This window comes from Streptoverticillium reticulum, assembly GCF_047456005.1.
In the GTDB taxonomy this organism is placed as follows: domain Bacteria; phylum Actinomycetota; class Actinomycetes; order Streptomycetales; family Streptomycetaceae; genus Streptomyces; species Streptomyces reticulum.
The window spans coordinates 1,933,256-1,951,476 of sequence record NZ_CP179755.1; the positions used below are offsets into that span (position 1 = coordinate 1,933,256).

General features: G+C 69.2%; 21 protein-coding genes and 2 tRNA genes. 14 read left to right on the plus strand and 9 right to left on the minus strand.

Translation table 11 applies throughout. The features are described 5' to 3' along the window. Positions 1–6 precede the first annotated feature (6 nt). Positions 7–1,221: an aminotransferase class I/II-fold pyridoxal phosphate-dependent enzyme gene (locus tag ACMATS_RS08630; RefSeq protein WP_390778052.1), complete on the minus strand. Its 1,215-nt coding sequence runs from the start codon at positions 1,219–1,221 to the stop codon at positions 7–9. A gap of 370 nt (positions 1,222–1,591) precedes the next feature. Here ACMATS_RS08630 and ACMATS_RS08635 point away from each other — a divergent pair, with 370 nt between their 5' ends. Then, complete coding sequence (locus ACMATS_RS08635) at positions 1,592–2,392, plus strand: class I SAM-dependent methyltransferase (RefSeq protein WP_414167537.1); 801 nt, start codon at positions 1,592–1,594, stop codon at positions 2,390–2,392. Between the two features lie 57 nt (positions 2,393–2,449). Beyond that, a complete protein-coding gene (locus ACMATS_RS08640) occupies positions 2,450–2,809 on the plus strand; it encodes a VOC family protein (protein WP_390778054.1) in 360 nt (119 codons plus the stop codon). A gap of 45 nt (positions 2,810–2,854) precedes the next feature. Here the strand turns inward: ACMATS_RS08640 and ACMATS_RS08645 are convergent, their stop codons facing one another. The 6 genes from ACMATS_RS08645 to ACMATS_RS08670 all read right to left on the minus strand — a co-directional run bounded on the left by ACMATS_RS08645 (position 2,855) and on the right by ACMATS_RS08670 (position 9,101). Then, on the minus strand, positions 2,855–4,708 hold the full coding sequence (locus ACMATS_RS08645; protein WP_414167538.1) for a DUF5107 domain-containing protein: 1,854 nt from the start codon (positions 4,706–4,708) through the stop codon (positions 2,855–2,857). 7 nt (positions 4,709–4,715) lie between these two features. Continuing rightward, positions 4,716–6,116, minus strand: a complete 1,401-nt coding sequence (locus ACMATS_RS08650) for a CoA transferase (protein ID WP_414167539.1) — start codon at positions 6,114–6,116, stop codon at positions 4,716–4,718. Positions 6,117–6,238: 122 nt separating this feature from the next. Beyond that, positions 6,239–7,258: a methyltransferase gene (locus tag ACMATS_RS08655; protein WP_414167540.1), complete on the minus strand. Its 1,020-nt coding sequence runs from the start codon at positions 7,256–7,258 to the stop codon at positions 6,239–6,241. A gap of 32 nt (positions 7,259–7,290) precedes the next feature. After that, positions 7,291–8,046 (minus strand): polysaccharide deacetylase family protein, encoded by a 756-nt coding sequence (locus ACMATS_RS08660; protein ID WP_414167541.1) that lies wholly within the window; start codon positions 8,044–8,046, stop codon positions 7,291–7,293. A 30-nt stretch (positions 8,047–8,076) separates the two neighbouring features. Further along, complete coding sequence (locus tag ACMATS_RS08665; RefSeq protein WP_414167542.1) at positions 8,077–8,280, minus strand: DUF397 domain-containing protein; 204 nt, start codon at positions 8,278–8,280, stop codon at positions 8,077–8,079. Further along, the gene (locus tag ACMATS_RS08670; protein ID WP_414167543.1) at positions 8,277–9,101 is read right to left on the minus strand and encodes a helix-turn-helix domain-containing protein; all 825 of its coding nucleotides are present in this window, start codon (positions 9,099–9,101) and stop codon (positions 8,277–8,279) included. Before ACMATS_RS08670 ends, ACMATS_RS08665 begins: the two co-directional genes overlap by 4 nt. 146 nt (positions 9,102–9,247) lie before the next feature. On the opposite strand from ACMATS_RS08670, the gene ACMATS_RS08675 reads away from it, so the two are divergent. The 6 genes from ACMATS_RS08675 to ACMATS_RS08700 all read left to right on the plus strand — a co-directional run bounded on the left by ACMATS_RS08675 (position 9,248) and on the right by ACMATS_RS08700 (position 13,391). Continuing rightward, positions 9,248–9,418 (plus strand): hypothetical protein, encoded by a 171-nt coding sequence (locus ACMATS_RS08675; protein WP_390778061.1) that lies wholly within the window; start codon positions 9,248–9,250, stop codon positions 9,416–9,418. Then, positions 9,373–9,678 carry a DUF6255 family natural product biosynthesis protein gene (locus ACMATS_RS08680; protein ID WP_414167544.1) on the plus strand — a complete coding sequence of 102 codons (306 nt, stop codon included), beginning with the start codon at positions 9,373–9,375 and terminating at the stop codon, positions 9,676–9,678. Before ACMATS_RS08675 ends, ACMATS_RS08680 begins: the two co-directional genes overlap by 46 nt. Positions 9,679–10,045: 367 nt before the next feature. Beyond that, on the plus strand, positions 10,046–10,390 hold the full coding sequence (locus ACMATS_RS08685; protein ID WP_414170679.1) for a helix-turn-helix domain-containing protein: 345 nt from the start codon (positions 10,046–10,048) through the stop codon (positions 10,388–10,390). Between the two features lie 38 nt (positions 10,391–10,428). Continuing rightward, positions 10,429–11,391, plus strand: a complete 963-nt coding sequence (locus ACMATS_RS08690) for an aldo/keto reductase (protein WP_414167545.1) — start codon at positions 10,429–10,431, stop codon at positions 11,389–11,391. 321 nt (positions 11,392–11,712) lie between these two features. Then, positions 11,713–12,975, plus strand: coding sequence for an IS701 family transposase (locus ACMATS_RS08695; RefSeq protein WP_414170680.1), 1,263 nt, complete (start codon positions 11,713–11,715; stop codon positions 12,973–12,975). Between the two features lie 128 nt (positions 12,976–13,103). Beyond that, complete coding sequence (locus ACMATS_RS08700) at positions 13,104–13,391, plus strand: helix-turn-helix domain-containing protein (protein ID WP_414167546.1); 288 nt, start codon at positions 13,104–13,106, stop codon at positions 13,389–13,391. 139 nt (positions 13,392–13,530) lie between these two features. Here the strand turns inward: ACMATS_RS08700 and ACMATS_RS08705 are convergent, their stop codons facing one another. Together ACMATS_RS08705 and ACMATS_RS08710 are read right to left on the minus strand one after the other, a co-directional pair. Then, positions 13,531–13,917: a C40 family peptidase gene (locus ACMATS_RS08705; RefSeq protein ID WP_414170681.1), complete on the minus strand. Its 387-nt coding sequence runs from the start codon at positions 13,915–13,917 to the stop codon at positions 13,531–13,533. A 49-nt stretch (positions 13,918–13,966) separates the two neighbouring features. After that, positions 13,967–14,911: an aldo/keto reductase gene (locus tag ACMATS_RS08710; RefSeq protein WP_414170682.1), complete on the minus strand. Its 945-nt coding sequence runs from the start codon at positions 14,909–14,911 to the stop codon at positions 13,967–13,969. A 790-nt stretch (positions 14,912–15,701) separates the two neighbouring features. Here ACMATS_RS08710 and ACMATS_RS08715 point away from each other — a divergent pair. The 6 genes from ACMATS_RS08715 (at position 15,702) to ACMATS_RS08740 (ending at position 18,167) form a co-directional block, all read left to right on the plus strand. Continuing rightward, on the plus strand, positions 15,702–16,100 hold the full coding sequence (locus tag ACMATS_RS08715) for a hypothetical protein (protein WP_414167547.1): 399 nt from the start codon (positions 15,702–15,704) through the stop codon (positions 16,098–16,100). Next, positions 16,007–16,411, plus strand: a complete 405-nt coding sequence (locus tag ACMATS_RS08720; protein WP_414167548.1) for a WhiB family transcriptional regulator — start codon at positions 16,007–16,009, stop codon at positions 16,409–16,411. The genes ACMATS_RS08715 and ACMATS_RS08720 overlap by 94 nt, the downstream gene beginning before the upstream one ends. Before the next feature lie 14 nt (positions 16,412–16,425). Beyond that, a tRNA-Leu gene (locus tag ACMATS_RS08725) sits at positions 16,426–16,510 on the plus strand. A gap of 128 nt (positions 16,511–16,638) precedes the next feature. After that, positions 16,639–17,013: a hypothetical protein gene (locus tag ACMATS_RS08730; RefSeq protein WP_414167549.1), complete on the plus strand. Its 375-nt coding sequence runs from the start codon at positions 16,639–16,641 to the stop codon at positions 17,011–17,013. Continuing rightward, a tRNA-Ile gene (locus ACMATS_RS08735) sits at positions 17,004–17,077 on the plus strand. Before ACMATS_RS08730 ends, ACMATS_RS08735 begins: the two co-directional genes overlap by 10 nt. A gap of 184 nt (positions 17,078–17,261) precedes the next feature. Next, the gene (locus ACMATS_RS08740; protein WP_414167550.1) at positions 17,262–18,167 is read left to right on the plus strand and encodes an aldo/keto reductase; all 906 of its coding nucleotides are present in this window, start codon (positions 17,262–17,264) and stop codon (positions 18,165–18,167) included. Positions 18,168–18,221: the final 54 nt, after the last annotated feature.

Consider the following 18,221-nt stretch of genomic DNA (forward strand, 5'->3'; position numbering starts at 1 on the left):
GGTAGGTCAGCCACCGGCGAGTTCACTGAACACCGATCCAAAAGTGGACAACGCCTCCGCGACGTCCGGCAGGGCCAGCGGGTCGCGGGCGTCCAGGGCGCGTTGCCGCTGCTCGTCGGTGGGACCCAGGAGCGGTGGAGTGGCCAGGCGGACGCGCAGGGCGTCGGGTTCGTCGCCGAAGTGGTGGCTGCCGGGCGCCGGGTGGCCGAGCGCCTCGGTGAGGTGGGCCTCCAGTTCGACGGAGTCGGTGATGCCGCGGGCGGCGAGGGGCTCGCGCAGCTCGCCCAGGTCGGCGTAGAGGTGCGGTCCGGTCTGCGGCGGGCGGGAGAGCACCCCGGCCGCGCCAAGCCGTTCGCGCGCGGCGCCGGCCAGGGCCCCGTAGAGCCGCCCGGCGGCGTTGATCCGGTTGCGGACGGGCTTGGGCTCGGTCAGCGCCCAGGCCGTGGCGGCCGCGAGCGGGGGCGGGAGTTCGGCCCGCAGGGCCGTGAGGACGGACAGGACGCGGGTGCGCAGCACGGTGCCGGGGCCGTCCTCCGGGAAGCGGGCGACGGCGGCGGGCCAGCCGGCCGGGAGGATCGTGCCCGCGAGGTCGGTGAGGACGACGACGTTGTCGGGGCGCATCTCGGCGGGGCCGACGTAGACGGTGCCGTGCGGGTCGTGCCGGGTGTCGCGCCAGGTCTCGTCGCTGATGACGGTCAGTTCCTCGGCGGCGGCGGCCTCGCAGACCTCGTGCAGGATCTCCGGCGGGGCGACGGTGCCGGTGGTGTCGTCGGCGACGGACAGGACCAGGAACCGCGGCCGCCCGCCCTCGGCGCGGATCCTGCGGACGGTCTCCAGCAGCGCGAACGGGTCGGGGACGCCGCCGCACTCGGCCGGTACGGGCACGGGGTAGGCGAACCGCCCGGCGAGCCGGGAGACCGGCGCGTACCAGGCGGCGCACGGGCGGGTGAAGAGCACCTCGCCGCCCGCCGCGGCGAGCAGCGCCATGAGCAGGGGCTGGGCGCCGGAGGCGGCGACCACGCGCTCGGGCCCCACGGGCAGGCCGCGCCGCGCCCAGTAGCGGCAGGCGGCCTCGCGCACCTCCGTGCCGCCGCCCACCGGCTCCGGCCCGCTGCGCCCGGCCGCCTCCGCCAGCCGTGCGGCGAGCTCCGGCAGGACGGGCAGACCGTGCTCGGCCGCCGGGAGGGCGGGGGCCGCCGGAGAGCCCTTGCCCTTCTGCATCCGTACCTCCGACGCGCTCGGCTCCACCCGGCCTTCTCCGGGGAGTGTCCGGCGGACCTTCGCGCCCCGTCAGGGGCGCGGGGAACTGCGCGACCAGCCACGACGCACCCGCAGACGACTCCCCCAGGGGCTTGCCCGGATCCCTGGGTGGTGCATCGGCTGCAGGCCGTCGGTGGCTGGTCGCGCAGTTCCCCGCGCCCCTGACGGGGCGCCGGACACGCCTTGGCTACACCTTTGCAGACGCGTGTGGTGGGCGGCGGGCCGACACGGGCGGGCGGGTGACGAAGTGGTCCCACATGATGAAACACGGTTCTCGCCATGCGGGACGCGCGCGTACCGTCGGAGCGACGAACCACCGAAAGGGGAACCCGTGGAACCCGTGTACACCCATGGCCATCACGAGTCCGTCCTGCGCTCGCACAGCCGGCGCACGGCCGCCGACTCCGCCGCCTACCTGCTGCCCGCGCTGCGGCCGCACCACGAGATCCTGGACGTGGGCTGCGGACCCGGCACCATCACGGCCGACCTGGCCGCGCTCGTCCCACAGGGCCGGGTCACCGGTCTGGACGCGGCGGCGGAGGTGCTGGACCGGGCCCGCACGGTGGCGCACGAACGCGGCCTGGGGAACGTCGAGTTCACCACGGGTGACATCCACGCGCTGGACTTCCCCGACGGCTCCTTCGACGTCGTCCACGCGCACCAGGTGCTCCAGCACGTGCCCGACCCGGTGGGCGCGCTGCGCGAGATGCGGCGGGTGTGCCGACCCGGCGGCGTGGTCGCGGTGCGCGACGCGGACTACGCGGCCATGACCTGGTACCCGCACATACCCGGGCTGGACGACTGGCGGGAGCTCTACGGGCGCGTCGCCCGCGCCGCGGGCGGGGAGCCGGACGCCGGGCGGCGGCTGCTGTCGTGGGCGCGCGCGGCCGGGTTCACGGACGTCACCGCCTCGGCCGGCACCTGGTGCTACGCGACGCCGGAGGACCGGGCGTGGTGGAGCGGCCTGTGGGCCGAGCGCACGGTCGCCTCCTCCTACGCCGCCCTCGCCGTGGACGGCGGGCACACGGACCGCGCCGGCCTGGAGGCCGTTGCGGAGGCCTGGCGGGAATGGGGGCGGCAGGAGGACGGCTGGTTCGCAGTCCTGAACGGCGAACTGCTGTGCCACGCCTGAAGGTTGAGGCCACGGCATGCTCCCGCGGCACACCCTTCGCCAACTAGCCTTGATCCCATGAACATTCTGGGGACCTCGCTAAGGGTGTGCGTCGGCGATCTGGACCACGCGGTCGCCGTGTACGAACGACTGACCGGAACGGAGGCGCTGCGTTTCCAGCGCGGGGGCGTCAAGGTGGCGGCGGTCGGCTGCTTCTTCCTGATGAGCGGCCCCGAGGCGGAGCTCTCCATTCTGCGGAAGATCACGGCGACGATCGCGGTGTCGGACGTCGACGAGGCCGCCGACGACCTCCGGGCGGTGGGCGCGGAGATCATCGCAGGCCCGGTCCCGACCCCGATCGGCCGCAACCTGGTGGCACGCCACCCGGACGGCTCGGTCTTCGAATACGTGGACCGTAAAGCGGACGCCGCCCCTTAGGGGCGCGGGGAACTGCGCGACCAGCCACGACGCGCCCGCAGAGAACTACGGGGCGAGGTCCTCGCCCTCGGCGAGGTCCTCCACCTCGATGCCCTCGTCGAACGGCTCCCCCTGCACCCGCGCGTGCAACAGCCGGAACCGCCCCCGCTGCCGCACGGCAGCCGGCAGCGCAGCCAGCACGGCGGCCGCATCCTCCGCCCGCCCCGCCTCCAGCAGCGCGCCCACGGCCTCGCGCGCCAGCGCGACCCGCGCCGCCCGCGAGGCCCCCGCCTCGCGGGCCCCGGCCACGGCCTGCGCATACCGTTCGGCGGCCCGCTCCGGGTGCCCGGACGCGGCGTCCGCAGCCGCCAGGCACCGCAACGCCGCCCACCCGAGCCCGAGCCGACCCGCCCGCTCCCAACTCCGCACCGCCTGCGAGCGGTCCCCCGCGTGCCACTGCGCCACACCCAGGTGATACGCGCCGTGCGCACCGGGCTCGGCCGCCTCCAGCACCTCGCGCCAGTGCGGCGAGACCAGCGACGGCCCCGGCTCGGGCCCCTCGTCCGGGAACGCCCCGGTGTGCAGCAACGCGCGCCAGGGCGCCTGCTGTTCGCCCAGCGTCGCCGCGCCGAAGGGCGTCCCGGGCAGCTCAAATCCCCCGCGCTCGACTTCGAGCGCGCCCCACCCGGAGCCCACCGCCAGCAGTTCCTTCGGCTCGTGGTCTGCGAACGGCCGCCACGCCGCGTACGCGGCATCGACCGCGGCCCGCGGCAGCGCCGCCTCCAGCCGCCCGGCCACCTCGCCGCGGGCCGCTGCCCAGTCCGCACCGTGCACCACGGACGGGTCGGCGGCCAGCGGCCCGTACGCCTCCAGCCACGCGAACTCCCCGCCGCCGTCCAGCAGGACGTGCTCCAGCTGGGTGCGGGCCAGCCCGGCCTGGATCTCCGCGTACCCGCCCGTGCCGGGCTCGGTGAGCCACTCCTGCCAGCGCCGCCCGCGCGCTCCCGTGCCCCACGTGAACAGCTTGCGGCCGCGCAGCAGGTCGGTGGAGGTCTGCACCAGGCCGTGGCCGTGCTCGTCCAGCGCGGCGATCCAGCGGCGTTCGCCGTCCGGCACCTCGTAGAAGTGGTCGGCGGGCTCCTCGCCGCTCAGTGGGTACGAGCGGTCGGCCCCGTCCCGGACCGGCACCGGGACGCGGCGCAGCGTGTGCTCGTAGCCGAAGTACCAAGCAGAGTCGGCCGGTACCAGGACACGCGTGTGCGGCGTCTCGGGTACGGCGGTGTTCGACCACCAGTAGACGGGCGCGGGTTCGTGGTGCGGATTGCGGATGCGCACGCCCACGTAGAGGAAGTCCGAGCCGTCGGGCAGCCACAGGTCCACCTGGAACGGCAGGTCGCGCAGCCGCTCCCACTCCCACAGCCGCAGCATCTCGCCGCCGTCGGGCGCAGGCACGCGGGCCGCGTGCAGCGGGGCGACGGAGAGGGTGGCGTGGCCCGTGGCGCCGATGTTCCACTCGATACCGCCGGAGAACCAGGCACCGTTGAGAGCGAAACCGGCGGGCTGGAACACGGGGTTGGTGTACAGCAGCGAACGCCCGGTCGGCTTGTGCTCGATGGAGTGCACCCGGCCGCCCAGTCCCGGGAGGACGGTGACCTTCAGCCGGTCGTTCTCGATCACGATCGCATCGAGGTCGGTCTGCACGCGTTTGCGGGAGTAGTCGTCGCGGCGGCGCACGGGCTGCACGGTGCGCAGCGGGGCGTTGCCTATCTGCCGCGCCATGTCGGCGGGCAGGCCCGTGGCCTCCTCCGGGTCGATCCGGTGCACGTCCCCCGGGGGCCGCAGCGCGGGCAGCGGGTTCTCGGGGCCCAGCGGAGCGGCGGGCAGGGACAGGACGGCTCGGCGGATGGTGGTCGTGGCCACGGAAACCTCACCTCTCGGCATCGGACGTCTGCTGTCCGCGCCAGGCAGGGGCATCGCTGCCCCAACGCCCGGGCGGACGGGACCAGTCGCGCGGCCCGCCGTCGAAGGACACGGGCGGCAGGGCGTACCGGACGCGCCCCAGCGGCCCGTCCGCCTCGGCCAGCCATGCGGCGGGGTCGTACGCCCCCGAGGGCCTTCCCCCGTCCCTGCCCACGCCCCGCATCAGCCATGCCGCGGTCTGCGCGAGGGAGAGGACGGCGAGCCGGCTGCCGCCGTCCGTCAACTGCTCGGTGACGGCCCGCAGTACGGCGGCGGCGAGCAGGTACCCGGCGCCGTGGTCGAGGGCCTGGGCGGGCAGGGCACCGGGTTCGCCGCCGTCGCCCTCGACGGACGCGATGCCGCAGGCGGCCTGCACCAGGGAGTCGAACCCGCGCCGCCCGCCCCACGGCCCGTACGCGCCCCAGGCGCTCAACTGCCCGACGACCAGCCCCGGCCGGCGCGCGGCCAGGTCCTCCGGGGCCAGCCCGTGGGCGTCGAGCGCGCCGGGCCGGTAGCCGGTGACGACGACGTCGGCGGAGGCGAGCAGCCCCTCGAAGACGGCCCGGTCCGTGCGGCGGGCGAGGTGGAGGACGGTCGAGCGCTTGCCGAAACCGGTGTCGCTGTGGGCGTCCTGGCTCTCGGGAAGCTGCGGCGAGTCGACGCGCAGGACGTCCGCGCCGAGCAGGGCGAGGGTGCGCGTGGCAACGGGCCCGGCGATGACACGGGTGAGGTCCAGCACGCGCAGCCCCGCGGCCGGGGCAGCGGGTTCGGCCGGACCGAGGGTCCGCAACGGCCCGTCCGCGAACCGTTCCAGCGTGAGCAACGGGCGCTCCGCCACGGCCGCGCCCTGCGGGTGGGCGGCCCACTGCTCGGGAGTGCGTACGGCGACGGCCAGCCCGCCCGCCGCGTACACGGTCTCCTCGACGTCGACGGCGGTGCGGCGGGCGAGTTCGGCGGCCACGCGCGGGACGAGCGCCTCGTCGTCACCGCAGTCGGCGACATTGAGCGCGGCGAGCAGCCGGGCGCGGTGGTGCGGGTAGTTGGCGTGCGTCCGCACCCGGCCGTCGGCGGTGTGCCAGAACCGGGACAGGGGCGCGAAATTGACCTGGGCGCGGCCGTCGATGCGCAGGTGCCGTTCGCTGACGAACGCGGTGGCGACGGCCCCGTCCTCGATGCGTACGGTCGGCAGCGGGCCGCCGCTCCGCGCACCGGCCAGTTCCGCGGCGGCCAGGGCGCACACGGCGACGGTGGAACGCGCCAACTCCCGCACGGGCAGCCGCGCGGGGAGTACGGCGACGGGGCCGCCGTACTCGATCGCGGCCGTGTGGGCGGGGTCCCCGCCGAGGACGGCCCAGGCGTGGTTGATCATCCCCGCAGTCTGGCACTCGGTGCCAGGTGATGGGAAGGGCTACCGCGCACCGTCAGGGGCGCGGGGAACTGCGCGACCAGCCACGCACGGTCCGCAGCCGAAGCCGTTGCTGACCCGCCGTCTCAGACGGCTTCCGCCTCGATCACGCAGTACGGCACCTGCGGCCCCACGGGGACGACCGACGCCAGCGACAGCCCCGCCCGCGAGAACAGCTCCGCGAACTCGTCGCGCGTCCGTTCCCGACCGCCCAGATTCACCAGCATGTTGAGGTCGCTCATATAGTTCAGCCCCTCCTGCCGGTCGTCCGCCACATCCGGCAGCACCGTCTCGATGACGATCACCCGGCCGTCCGCGGGCAGCACGGCCCGGACATGGCCGAGGATCGTCGCGGCCTGGTCGTCCGACCAGTCGTGCAGCACGCTCTTGATCACATACGCGTCGGCGCCCGCGGGAGCGGAGGCGAAGAAGTCACCGGCGACGAGCTCGCAGCGCCCCGCCAGCCCCGCCCGCTCCAGCTTCGCCCCGGCCTGCGACAGCCCCTCGGCGGAGTCGTAGAGGATTCCGCGCAGGGCGGGATGGGCCCGGAGTATGCCCGCGAGGAGTGTGCCGTCGCCGCCCCCGATGTCGGCGACGACGCCGAACCGCCCGAAGTCACAGGCCTTGGGCAGGAGTTGCGCGGTGACCCGGGTGCCCTGGCTCATGGCGATGTTGAAGTGCTCGGACAGCTCCGGGTTGTCCTTGAGAAAGCTGAAGTAGTCCTTGCCGAAGACCGTCGCGAAGTATGGCTCGCCGGTCCGTACGCTCTCCCCGAGGTGCTCCCAGGAGCGGAGCATCGACGGATCGGTCAGCAACTTGACCATGAAGGCCATGGATTCAGGGTGATCGGTGCGCAGGAACGCACCGGTTTCGGTCGCGGCGAAGGTGCCGGGGGCGGTCTCGGCGAGCAGCCCGATCCCGGTCAGCGCCCGGAGCATCCGGGTCGTCGACTGCAGGTCGGCTTTCCCCTCCGCGGCCAGCTCCTCCGCGCTGCGCTCGCCCTCGCCTATCCGGTCCAGCACCCCGAGACGCAGTGCGGTGCCTATCAGATGCCCGATCATCGGGCCGAACGCCAGTTGCATCATCCGTGAGCGGTACTCGGTCATACGACACCCCTTCGGATTCGAGTCAGCTCACCCTAACCCCCTTGAGGGCAAAGCCGGATAAGGGCCCCGAGACCGACGATCCGGTAGCCGCGTGCCCGCACGGCGTCGATGATCCGCGGCAGGGCCTCGGCGTCGAGGACGTGCCCGCCGTCCCCCACGTCATTGCCCACGTGCATCTGCACGATCTCGCCGGGCGTGAGGGCCGCGAGGGCCCTCTCCACGACCTTGTCGACGGTCATCCCGCGCGCGGTACCGAGGTAGCCCTTGGTGTCGGTGGTGAACTCGACGTCGGTGAAACCGAAGGCGTTCACCTCCGCAATCGCCTGCGGGGTGGTCTCGCTGTACGGGAACCGGAACAGCGGCAACGGCTCGGCGTGTCCCGCTCTGCGGATGGCGGCATCGGCACGCCACACCTCTCTGGCCATCGCGAGACGGGTGAGGGTGCTGAAGTGCGGGTGGCTGTAGGAGTGACTGCCGAGGCCATGGCCTGCGGCGGCCACGGCCCGTACGGCTGCGGGGTGCCGCTCGGCGAACTGTCCGGTCGGGAAGAAGGTTGCCGGCGCGGCGCGTTGGCGGAGGGTGGCGAGGGTGGCGGCGATGCCGCCCTCGTCCCAGGCGGCGTTGAAGGTGAGCGCGACGACGCGCTCGGTGGTGGGGATCCGGCGGACCTCGGTGCGGCAGACGTCGGGCTGCGCCGGTCGGCTCGCCGCGGGTCGGCTCGCCGCCGGGGCCGTGGCGGTGCCGAGCAGGACGGCTGCGATTGCGAGTGCCCTCGCGATTCGGTTCATACCCGCTCAACGCGGATGCCTTGCGGGCGGCTACGGTTGCCCTTGCAGGGCGGCTATGAAGGCGGCCCAGGCGGGGACGGGGATGGCGAGGATCGCCCCGCGGGGGCGTTTGCTGTCCCGGACGGGGACAGTGCCGGGTATGAGGTCGAGGACCTCCAGGCATTCGCCGCCATTCGGCATGCTGTGGCTGGACTTACGCCATGCCGAATCCGGCATGGTCGAGGTGCGGGTCATGAATATCTGTCCTTAATCACGGATTCGATCAATCCAGCCGATTCCTTGGGTGGCAGAGCCATCGCCCTGAGAAGGTCGTACGTGCGGCCGGCTGTGCCGACGTCGCCCGGCTCTGCCAGCAAATAGCCCTTCGGCCAACCATCGACATGGACCACGTCTGCGCCCTCGTTGAAAGACATGAGGCCGAACGGGCTCCCCCACCCGTGATACGTGTGGCCGCCGCCTTCCGGGACGATCTGGACCACGTGCGGCCGCGTCTCGGCCAAGTCCAGCAACTTGACGAGCTGTTCCCTCATCACGTCCGGGCTGCCGACCGTGCGCGTGAGGACCCCTTCGTCCAGCACCACCCACAGCTCCGGCGGATCGTTGCGCTCGAAGATGCGCTGTCGCTCCATGCGGGCAGTGACCGCATCGTCGGTGTCGGCCAGTCGGCCGGAGCTCAAGATGGCACGTGCATACGCCTCCGTCTGCACGATCCCGGGCAGGATCACGGGATGGAACATGCGGAGCGCCTTCGTCTCCCATTCCAGCTCCACGTACCTGCGGAACCACGTCGGGAAGGCGCACTTCAGAGCCAGAGGCCACAGTCGGCCGAATCGCCCATGCCCGTGCGGAAACAGCCGGTCACAGGCCTCCGCGAAGTCCAGCGTCGGAACTCGCTTCCCGGCCTCGATCTTGGCGACGAGCGAGTAGCCGCAATGCGCCGCTTTGCCAACCTGCTCACGGGTGAGCCCCAACCGTTCACGTTCCAAGCGAACTTCCGCCCCGAAGTGCGCGAGTGGCGACACCCCCGGGTCCGCGGGGTCTGCGTCTTCGATCACCGCAAGAACTCCAAACGATGGCTGGACAGTTGGCGCCGTCCAGGCGCTCCCTCTGGTTCACCGTACGGGCGGAGCACCACGCTGGGGGCGAACCCCGAAGAACATCGCTCGCGTGAGTGAGCGACCGGCAAACAAAGGTTGCCCCGATGCCCCATACCCCGGAACCGACCCGCGAAGCCGCCCGCAGGGCACCCCGTTGTGCGGCGTGTGCGTGGATCAAGGACGAGCATGCCAAGGCGACGGCGGCGGGCGACCGCATGGCGGCCGACAAATGGGTCGTCCTGATGGGCCGTCACCAGCGCTCGGACCACGGGTGAACAACTGCGCCCACCCGCAAGGGTGGGCCGTCCACGACGGCGTCGCCCACTGCGCCGCCGGTTGCGGGACACGACGCTACCCCGGGTACGAGGCACTCCGCATCGACATCGCCGAACGCAACTGTTCAACTGCGCAAGCAGGAAACGAGCCAATACCGGAACCCGTGCCCATAGGATTCATTCCGCTGCCGCCGAACAGCCCGAACGGCGCCGGCAAGGGGGATTCAGCACCGCGCAGCGGCCCCGCTGCGCGGTGCTGATGGCTGACCGGACACTACTGCCCCTGGGGTGAACACCCCAGGGGCAGCCGCCTTTTCGACAGCACGGCCTCCCCTCCGCAACCGGCGCGATATGACCGGGCATAACCGAGTTACTGCTCGACGCGGATCCGGTGCACCTCAACGGAGGAAGTCGCGCGTATAACCACAGTTCGGCTCCTGGGGATCGCTTTCCCAGCCATCGCCGCACTCCCGGCCTGAACGCCGATAACTGGGGCGACACTTAAGCAGGGCCAAAATTGCCCAAGTTGCGATAACTGTGTTGACCTGTCATCAAGACCGCACATCGCCACTCGCTTCACGAGGAGAAGACATGTACCTCCGCGATCGACAACGCTTCATCGAGCTCATGCAGCTCAAAGGAATCTCCCAACGCGCTTTGGCGCAAAAGTCCCACGTGACTCAACCCTTCATCTCGCTGGTCATGCAAGGGCAGCGTGGCGTCAGACCGGAGACTGCATGGAGGATCGCCACAGCCCTCGGAGTTCTCACTGAGGAACTCTTCGTTCGCAGGGTCGGGATGGGCATCGGTACCGCCGGACACGTGGCAACCCTCAACTCGACAACCCCGCACAGCAGGGCCGTCGGAGCCGTAGGCGAACAGCATCCAGGAACTCACCTCGGACGCGGACGTCCCCGTGATCGACAGGGGATGACACGCATCGGCCATCGCGTGACTGCCGCTTACCGGTGATCAGCATTCCACTTCCACGTCACGTCTGGAACACGTAAATGAACTGCACAACTGTCGAGATCGCCGACGCCCGCAAGAAGGAGCACCACCCCGTGCAACTACGGGCAAGCGGGGAGAGCGGGCTCTACATGTCATCGGTCGGGTTGAGCCTGGAAGGGCAGTTCGGATACGACCAGGCATTCCAGAAGATGCACAATCTGCTGGATGCAGCCCTGCAGAACGGCATTACCCACTTCGACCTGTCGCCGCACTACGGACCCCCCTACGGAGCAGCGGAGGAGAACTTCGGGCATCTGGCTCACGCTCTCCCCTGCCGACGGGAGGAGCTCGTCGTATCGACCCGTTCAGGGCTCGGCACGCAACCCGGGCCATTGGTCGGGTTCGGCTCACGCAAACGCCTGCTGTCCTCCCTCAACGCCACCTTGCGCCGTACGGGCCTCGAGTACATCGATGTGTTCTACGCGCACAGACACGACCCGCTCACCCCGATCGAGGAGACCGCCTCGGCCCTTGATGCCGCCGTCCGTCAGGGCAAGGCGCTGTACGTGGGCCTCTCGGGATATTCTCCTGCGATCGCGGGCAAGGTTTCGGACCTGCTGCGGGACCTGGGAACCCCTGTCGCTGCCTTCCGGGTCACGTATTCCATGCTCAACCGCTGGCCTGAATACGGCCTTCTCTCGTTGCTGGAGCAGGAGGGTTTCGGGTGCGTGGTGGAGGGAGCGCTGGACTTCAAACGGAATGCGAGTACGCATCTCTCGGAAGCCGAGATGGACAGGTTCTGGGAACGCCTGAGCAGCGTGGCAGCGCAGCGTGGACAGTCGTCCAGTCAATGTGCACTGAGCTGGGTCCTGAGGAAGCCGGTGGTGACATCGGTCCTGATCACCCCTTGTTCAGTACGCGAACTCTTGAAGTACTGTGCAGCAGCAGGGCAGACACGGTTCACCGACTCGGACGTCTCGACCATCGACCGCTGCATTCCCGACCGGGAGCTTCTTTGGTGAACCCTGCAGGCCGGCCTCAGCTGCTTCTCATGCCTCACCCCCCCTGCAGGTGCCCCCCCGCTGATGTCCGTCAACCCGTCGTCTGCCGACTTGACTGTGTGGGCGACACACGACCAGCGCCAGGTCATCTGCGAGCAACACAGCCGCGACGTTGCCGCAATGGCGCCCTACCTGCTTGAAGGGGCAACGACCTCTGTGTCAAGACCTCAGTTCGCCAGGGCGCCAGCAGGTTCTTGGGCATCGCTTTACTAACTGAAATCGTGTCCAGCTGATCAGGCATGTTGTTGGGATGGTGTGAAACCTGGCGAGTTGTCAGAGACAGTGCTTCGCTTGGAAGACTTCGCGGCAGAGGTGTTCGAGTCGTTCGGCCGGATGGATCAACGCCGGTGCGGACTGGCCTACCTCAACGGACTGTTACTGGAAGAAGGCGGACGCAAGTCCGTGAAGGCCATGGCGGCACGGCTCGGCGGGGAGATGAACCGACAGGCACTGGCCCACTTCGTGACATCCAGTCCCTGGGATCCCGCCCACGTGCTCGCTCAGGTGTCCTGGAAAATACAGCCGTTCATCGAGCCTTCCGCTCTGGTGATCGAGGATGCCGTCTTCCCCAAAGAGGGTGATGCGTCGGTATGTGTGGCGCCGCAATACACCGCCGAGCACGGGAAGATCACCAATTGTCAGGTGGGTGTCTCGCTGAACCTCGCCTCCCTCCGCGCCTGGAGCGCAGTGAACTGGCGGCTCTTCGTCCCGAAGTCCTGGGATCCGGCGTTGCCAGCCGCAGATCCTGCGAGGGTACGCCGCCGCGTCGCCTGCGGTATCCCCCACGACGTGGGCCATGTCGAGAGATGGCAGCTCGCTCTGGACATGATCGACGAGGTCAACTCATGGAACGTGAGACCACCTCTGATCATGGCAGACACCGAATACGGAGACTCCGCCGCGTTTCGCCGGAATCTGCAAATGCAAGGCCTCAGGTACCTGGTGGGCATCTCCGACTCGATGGCCGCCCACCCGGCTGATGCCCGGCTGTACCCGGTCGTGCACGGATGCCGACCGGAGCAACTGCCCGTGGGGAGCGTGACTCCGATCAGCGTGGAGAAGCTGATCACCACGGTCAGCCGGGCCGCCAAGGGCGCAGCAGCGTGGCATCAGTGCACTCCTGTACGCACCGGAGAAGGGTTCCCACAGCAGTCGGCAAAATTCGCAGCCCTGCGCGTCCGGCCTGCCGGGCCGAACCATGAGCCGACACGGTACACGTGCTGGCTGCTGGTCGAATGGCCCGCAAAACGAACCGGACCGCCACGGTTCTGGCTCTCGAACCTGGCCACCAGGACGCCTCTCCACACGCTTGTGGAACTGGTGTATCTGCGACGACGGAGCAAGGAATGCCATCGCGAGATAAGAGACGATTTCGGCCTGACTCATTTCGAAGGGCGCACCTGGAGAGGTTGGCATCATCATGTCGCCCTCGTCTCCGCAGCACATGCCTTCGGCACCCTTCAAAGGCTGGCGAAGCGGTCCGAGGAGCCGGTCTCGCTTTCCTGTGGCAGCCAGCACAACATACCAACACACCACACAACTTGACCAAGCCCTGCCGGCAATTACAACGGCGTAGTTGGCGCGTGATAGGACAAGTACCGGACCGTCACCTTTCCGAACCGTCTCGACCGAACCAAGGGAACCGTGAAATCACCCAGGACCAAGGAGACTTCATGTACGAAGTGACCGATCCAGAAACGTTTTCGGACCTCATGTTCCTCCTCGGCATGTCCCAGCGCAGGGTCGCTGTGAAGGCCGGAGTGTCACAGGCCTTCATCTCCCAGCTACTGCGCGGGAGTCGGACCGCACGCCCGGTGACGGCCTGGCGCATCGCCCATGCGCTGGGTGTTCGGGTGGATGAGCTGTTTGTGCACATGAAGACCGGGCAAGCACCTCTCGAGCAGCAAAGGGACCGGCTGCCCAGGAAGGCAGGCGCGTTGTCCGGATGTTCATGTAAGTGACACAGCGGAAAAGCTGCTTCCGGAATACAGGCGACCAGCCGTCATGGCTGACACTGAAGGTGTATGGCACACCATAGCGCATGAGGCCTTCCGCTATCGAATCGATCCCTCGCGGACACAGGGCAGTTGGAGCCGACCGTCAGAACACGTGCCCGTACCACACTTGGTTCGTCCAGATGGTTTCGCGCCGGACGACCCTGCCGGGCCTCGGCGCATGCCAGATCATGTTGCGCCCGGAGTAGATCCCCACGTGGTAGACGACGCCACGCCGATGGAAGAAGACCAGATCGCCGGGAACTCTGGACGACGGGTTCTTGTGAACCGTTTTCCGGTACTGCGCCTGAGCCGTGCGGGGGATCTTCCGGCCCGCTCTCTTGAACGCATAGAACGTCAGGCCGGAGCAGTCGAATCGATCTGGCCCCTGAGCCCCGTAGCGGTAGGGCGAGCCCCTCTTGCTTGCAGCGATCCGCAGGGCCTTCGAGGAAAGACTGTCGGCTTGCGCGTCCGAGGGCGGCAACAAGAGCATGGGAGATGCGATTGCGATCACTATCACCATGAGGCCGGCTCGGCCCGGCTCACTGCCGCGGCTTCTCAAACCCCGGGAGAAGACTGTCGATAACCGAAAGATGCGTTTCCGTGAAATAGGTCTGCGCTGCGGCGGCACAATATTGCTCCAACTCTTCAGATGAGGCGGGACTTGTCAATGCCGACGTCACCGATTGTTTCCTCAACGTCCAGCTCAACGCGCATTGCGCGGAGGTCTGGCCCCGTTCCCCGGAAACACTCTTCAGACGTCTTCGGAACTCGCCCTCGAGATCGAGCGCATCGTCGACGACGCAGCCGACGCCTTGTTCCTTCAGCAGAGCGAAGAGGCCGCACTCCGGCCAGCGGTCGAGGATCGAGTAGGTCATCCTGCAGGCCGTGACCGGAGTACCGAGGTCGCTCAACGCCTCCGACACCAAGCGGAAGGTGGCGAGCGTATGGCCGGAAAGCCCGACGTAGAGAGCCTTTCCCTGCCTGACCAGGGAATCCAGGGCCGTGACCGTCTCCTCGACCGGCGTGAACGGGTCGTATCGATGTGCATAGAAGATGTCGACGTGATCCAGGCCGGTCCTGCGCAGGGTTGCATGGAGGGAGGACATCAGAACCTTGCGCGAGCCGAACCCTGCCAGGAATCTGGTCTGCGGCCCGTGACCGGACCGCGCCGAGACCACAATCTCTTCCGGCCGGCAACGGAGACCGTGGAGCAGTCGCCCGAAATTCTCCTCCGCCCCTCCGTAAGGGGGCCCGTAGTGAGGAGCCAGATCGAAGTGTGTCACACCACTCGCCACTGCAGTGTCCAGGATTTTGTGCATGCTGTTCAGGGGCCGGTCATGGCCGAAGTGGTTCTTCAGGCTCACCCCCACCGGCGACATGAACAACCCGCTGTTTCCACTTGCCCGGTATTGCATGGCCGACAGAGCAACACAGTTATCCGCACGACGGCAATGAACGGGCCTGTCGCGTCGCACCGTGGTCATCGTGGGCACGACGGTGACACCCGGCGGCGGACCGGCAGGCAAGCACACAAGGGCAGCGCAGAGTTATCCGGCGCCGTTCCTCCGTGAGAGTTGCCGGCGCCGGTCGGCTCGAAGGCCCGGTAATGGGAAGGCGGTCAGCGGAAGGCCGCCACGTTCTCCTGCGCCCACTGCGCGAACGTCCGCGCCGGGGCGCCCGGCGACGCGGGTGAGCTCGACGCAGGAGAGCTCACGTCCCAGCGCCTCCGCGATGGCTGCCGTCTGCCGCCGAGGCGTGACCGTGTCCGGCCCGGTGAGCGGGTACGGGCGGCGAGCCGCGGCCACAGCCCTCCCCTTGAGCACATCTGACGGCGTTTGACTTTTTTGCCCCATGCTGTCACTCTTTCCATACAAGCTGTTGCAGTTGCGCCCTCACCGGGTGAACGTGACGCATGCAGCCCGGCCCGCCTCCGCGTGCCGGGCTTCTTCTGTTTCCGGCATCTCCGGCCGTCCACTCCTGCCAGGGCGTCGCATCCGCAAGCGATGCCGGAGATAACCGGACGGGAAGACAGCAGCCCCACTCTCGCCCACGTGGCGTACGCCGGCGGCGATAACTGCTGACACACCTCGACTCAACGGATACGGGGCAGCAGACAGGTGGCGCCCCAACAACACCGGCACTGAAGGGCAATTGAACGGCTGATAACCATCGCATGCATCCGTAGTGGCGGAAATTGCGGTGTTTGCAATAACTGTGGTGCTCTTCGCCTTGACGTCGCCGCATCGTTGAAACACAAAGTGAGGAATTGCTGTGGTGAGGACTGTCCGTCAAACACGATGTCTTGCCCTGCTCGGTCCGCGCAGACGGGCCGCGCACAGAAGCCTGGCCCTCCGTGGGCCGGGGCCCCGTCCGCATCCGAGCCGGGGGGACCTGCCCACCGGACCGGCCCCCGAGTATCCCGGCCGCGAGCACTTCGGACCCGGCCGGGCGAACATCTGGATCCTGCTGCTGCGCCTGAAGCTGATCACCACGGGATGGGCACCGGAGCAGCGCAAGTCCCTGGAACAGTACGCCGGATGGGAAGCTGCCCGGCAGTGGGACGATGCCCTGCGGGCGGCATGCACGCGGTTCCAGCTCGGCCAGGGCCGTCGTGGCGACCGCGCGGACGGCTACCCCGACGCCGAGACGTGGCGAACGCTGTGGGCGAGCTGACCCGGGCACGTGTGCAGGGCTGGGACCCTCACTGGCGTCGACGCAGCGTCTGCACTCACCGTCAGGGCGACAGCCTGTTCTTCGGGCACGAGGCCCTCCGACAGGAGGAGGCGGTGCGGATCTGCCGTCGCTGCCCGGTGACCACCGAGTGCCTGGCCTATGCGCTGGACGAGCGCATCGCCGAAGGGATTTTCGGCGGCACCACCGCCCGGTGGCGCGGGAACCTCCTTGCACGACGTCCCGAAGTCACCTCCTGGCGTGCCCTGCTGGAGCGCGCCCGGGCCGAATACTGTGCCGAGCAGCCGGCGTGAGCCACTGCGTGCCGGGGCGAGTGGCGAAATCGGCAAACGCCGCGGACTTAAAATCCGTCGCCCTCAACGGGCTTGTGGGTTCGAATCCCACCTCGCCCACACCGTGTGCCCGCACAACCCCTTCCCCAGGCGGGCACACGGCCGCACAGGGCCGGACATGCCCTGCAAGCAGGAGACGACAACAGCACGGCGGCACTCGGCTGACCGCCCTTTCCCCGGGAGGCCGGATGGCACACCGGCACGTGACGATCGCGCTCAAGGAGGCCACCCGCTCCCAGTGCCGCTTCAGGGTGGGTGCCGTTCTTGTCAAGGGCGGCCGCATCCTGGGCCGTTCGTGCAACCGCAGGCGCAACAGCGCCCGTACCGACTTCCGGCACGCCACGTTCCACGCCGAGGAAATGCTGATGCGCAGCATCGATGCACCGCGCCGATCCGAGGTCTACGTGGCCCGGCTGAGCAGCACCGGAGCCCCCATGCTCGCCCGCCCCTGCCCCCGCTGCCAGCATCTCCTCGTCTCCTGCGGGGTCACCCTGGCCCACTACACCACGAGCACCGGCACCACCGGCACCGTGCATCTGGCAGACAGCAACAGGAGGCGTTAGCTCAGTCGGTCAGAGCACGGGACTCATAATCCCGCGGTCGGGGGTTCAAGTCCCTCACGCCTCACCCCTCGGGAGAGGTGGAGGCCGCACCGCCAACTCCCCTCTTCCCTCCCTCTGTTCACATCATTCCACCCGGTTCCGTACGAAGGACGGCCATGCCCTGCCCCCCGAGCCAGAGCACCAATGAGCCCATGCCCCACCGCCGCAGCGGCACCCACGGACTACAGCTGTCAGCCATCAGCCTCAGCGTGGGAAGCTGCGCCGCCGACCTCACCGCCCCCACCCCGCTGCGGACTCTCCTACGTCACGCCACCGATCTGGGGATCTCCCATTTCGACATCACGCCCGATGCCCGCAACCCCGAAAGCACCGTGGCGGCCACGGCCCAGGCCTTGTCTCCCCTCATCCCCTACCGTGACGCGCTCGTCTTCTCCGCCCGCATCGGCCTGGACCGCCGGCACGGCAGCATGCACAGCTTCGGCTCCCGCAAGCACCTGCTGTCCGGGCTGGACAGCCTGCTGCTGCACACAGGTCTGGACTACCTCGACATCCTCTACGCCCACCGCTTCGACTCCGGCACCCCGCTGGAGGAGACCACCGCAGCACTGGCATCCGCCGTGCAGCAGGGCAAAGCCATGTACATCGGCCTCTCCGGCTATGCCCCGTCCATGGTCCGCGTCGCCTTGCGCCGTCTGCAGGCCCTGGGCACCCCCCTGGTCTCCTGCCAGGCCTCCTACTCCCTGCTCGACCGGTGGATCGAGGACAGCCTGCTGGACCTCCTGCAGCGCAACGGCATCGGCTGTGTGGCTGCCGCTCCGCTGGCCCACGGGGCTCTCACTCCCGCTCCCCCGGCCGCTCCCCAGGACGAGGAGATGCCTCCCCTGCCCGCCCTCTCACGCATCGCCACGGACCGCGGGCAGAACCTTGCCCAGCTCGCCCTGAGCTGGGCCCTGCGCGACCGGCGGATCACCTCGGCCCTGATCACCGCAACCCGCCCCCGCCATCTCGCCGAAGCCCGCGCCGCTCTGGACCAGCCGGTGTTCACCCCCGGCGATCTCGCCCGCCTCGACGCCTGCTGCCCTCCTCCCGAACAGCCCTGCTCCGCCGCCCGCGTGGCACCGGCCCTCGCACCGGGGGACGCCGTCGGCCCTTGAACCCGGACGCGGCCGGGAGAGGCCGCCGGCCCCGTCGACCACCCAGGAACCCGA

Bases quoted from the DNA above. Each gene is read 5' to 3' on its own strand.
- ACMATS_RS08685 (WP_414170679.1), top strand. From the start codon at position 10,046: ATGCAGCTCAAAGGAATCTCCCAACGCGCTTTGGCGCAAAAGTCCCAC.
- ACMATS_RS08710 (WP_414170682.1), bottom strand. From the start codon at position 14,911: ATGACCACGGTGCGACGCGACAGGCCCGTTCATTGCCGTCGTGCGGAT.
- ACMATS_RS08730 (WP_414167549.1), top strand. From the start codon at position 16,639: ATGGCACACCGGCACGTGACGATCGCGCTCAAGGAGGCCACCCGCTCC.
- ACMATS_RS08665 (WP_414167542.1), bottom strand. From the start codon at position 8,280: ATGACCCGCACCTCGACCATGCCGGATTCGGCATGGCGTAAGTCCAGC.
- ACMATS_RS08705 (WP_414170681.1), bottom strand. From the start codon at position 13,917: ATGCTCTTGTTGCCGCCCTCGGACGCGCAAGCCGACAGTCTTTCCTCG.
- ACMATS_RS08650 (WP_414167539.1), bottom strand. From the start codon at position 6,116: ATGATCAACCACGCCTGGGCCGTCCTCGGCGGGGACCCCGCCCACACG.
- ACMATS_RS08680 (WP_414167544.1), top strand. From the start codon at position 9,373: ATGGGTCGTCCTGATGGGCCGTCACCAGCGCTCGGACCACGGGTGAAC.
- ACMATS_RS08630 (WP_390778052.1), bottom strand. From the start codon at position 1,221: ATGCAGAAGGGCAAGGGCTCTCCGGCGGCCCCCGCCCTCCCGGCGGCC.
- ACMATS_RS08655 (WP_414167540.1), bottom strand. From the start codon at position 7,258: ATGACCGAGTACCGCTCACGGATGATGCAACTGGCGTTCGGCCCGATG.
- ACMATS_RS08660 (WP_414167541.1), bottom strand. From the start codon at position 8,046: ATGAACCGAATCGCGAGGGCACTCGCAATCGCAGCCGTCCTGCTCGGC.
- ACMATS_RS08640 (WP_390778054.1), top strand. From the start codon at position 2,450: ATGAACATTCTGGGGACCTCGCTAAGGGTGTGCGTCGGCGATCTGGAC.
- ACMATS_RS08690 (WP_414167545.1), top strand. From the start codon at position 10,429: ATGAACTGCACAACTGTCGAGATCGCCGACGCCCGCAAGAAGGAGCAC.
- ACMATS_RS08720 (WP_414167548.1), top strand. From the start codon at position 16,007: ATGCACGCGGTTCCAGCTCGGCCAGGGCCGTCGTGGCGACCGCGCGGA.
- ACMATS_RS08675 (WP_390778061.1), top strand. From the start codon at position 9,248: ATGCCCCATACCCCGGAACCGACCCGCGAAGCCGCCCGCAGGGCACCC.
- ACMATS_RS08700 (WP_414167546.1), top strand. From the start codon at position 13,104: ATGTACGAAGTGACCGATCCAGAAACGTTTTCGGACCTCATGTTCCTC.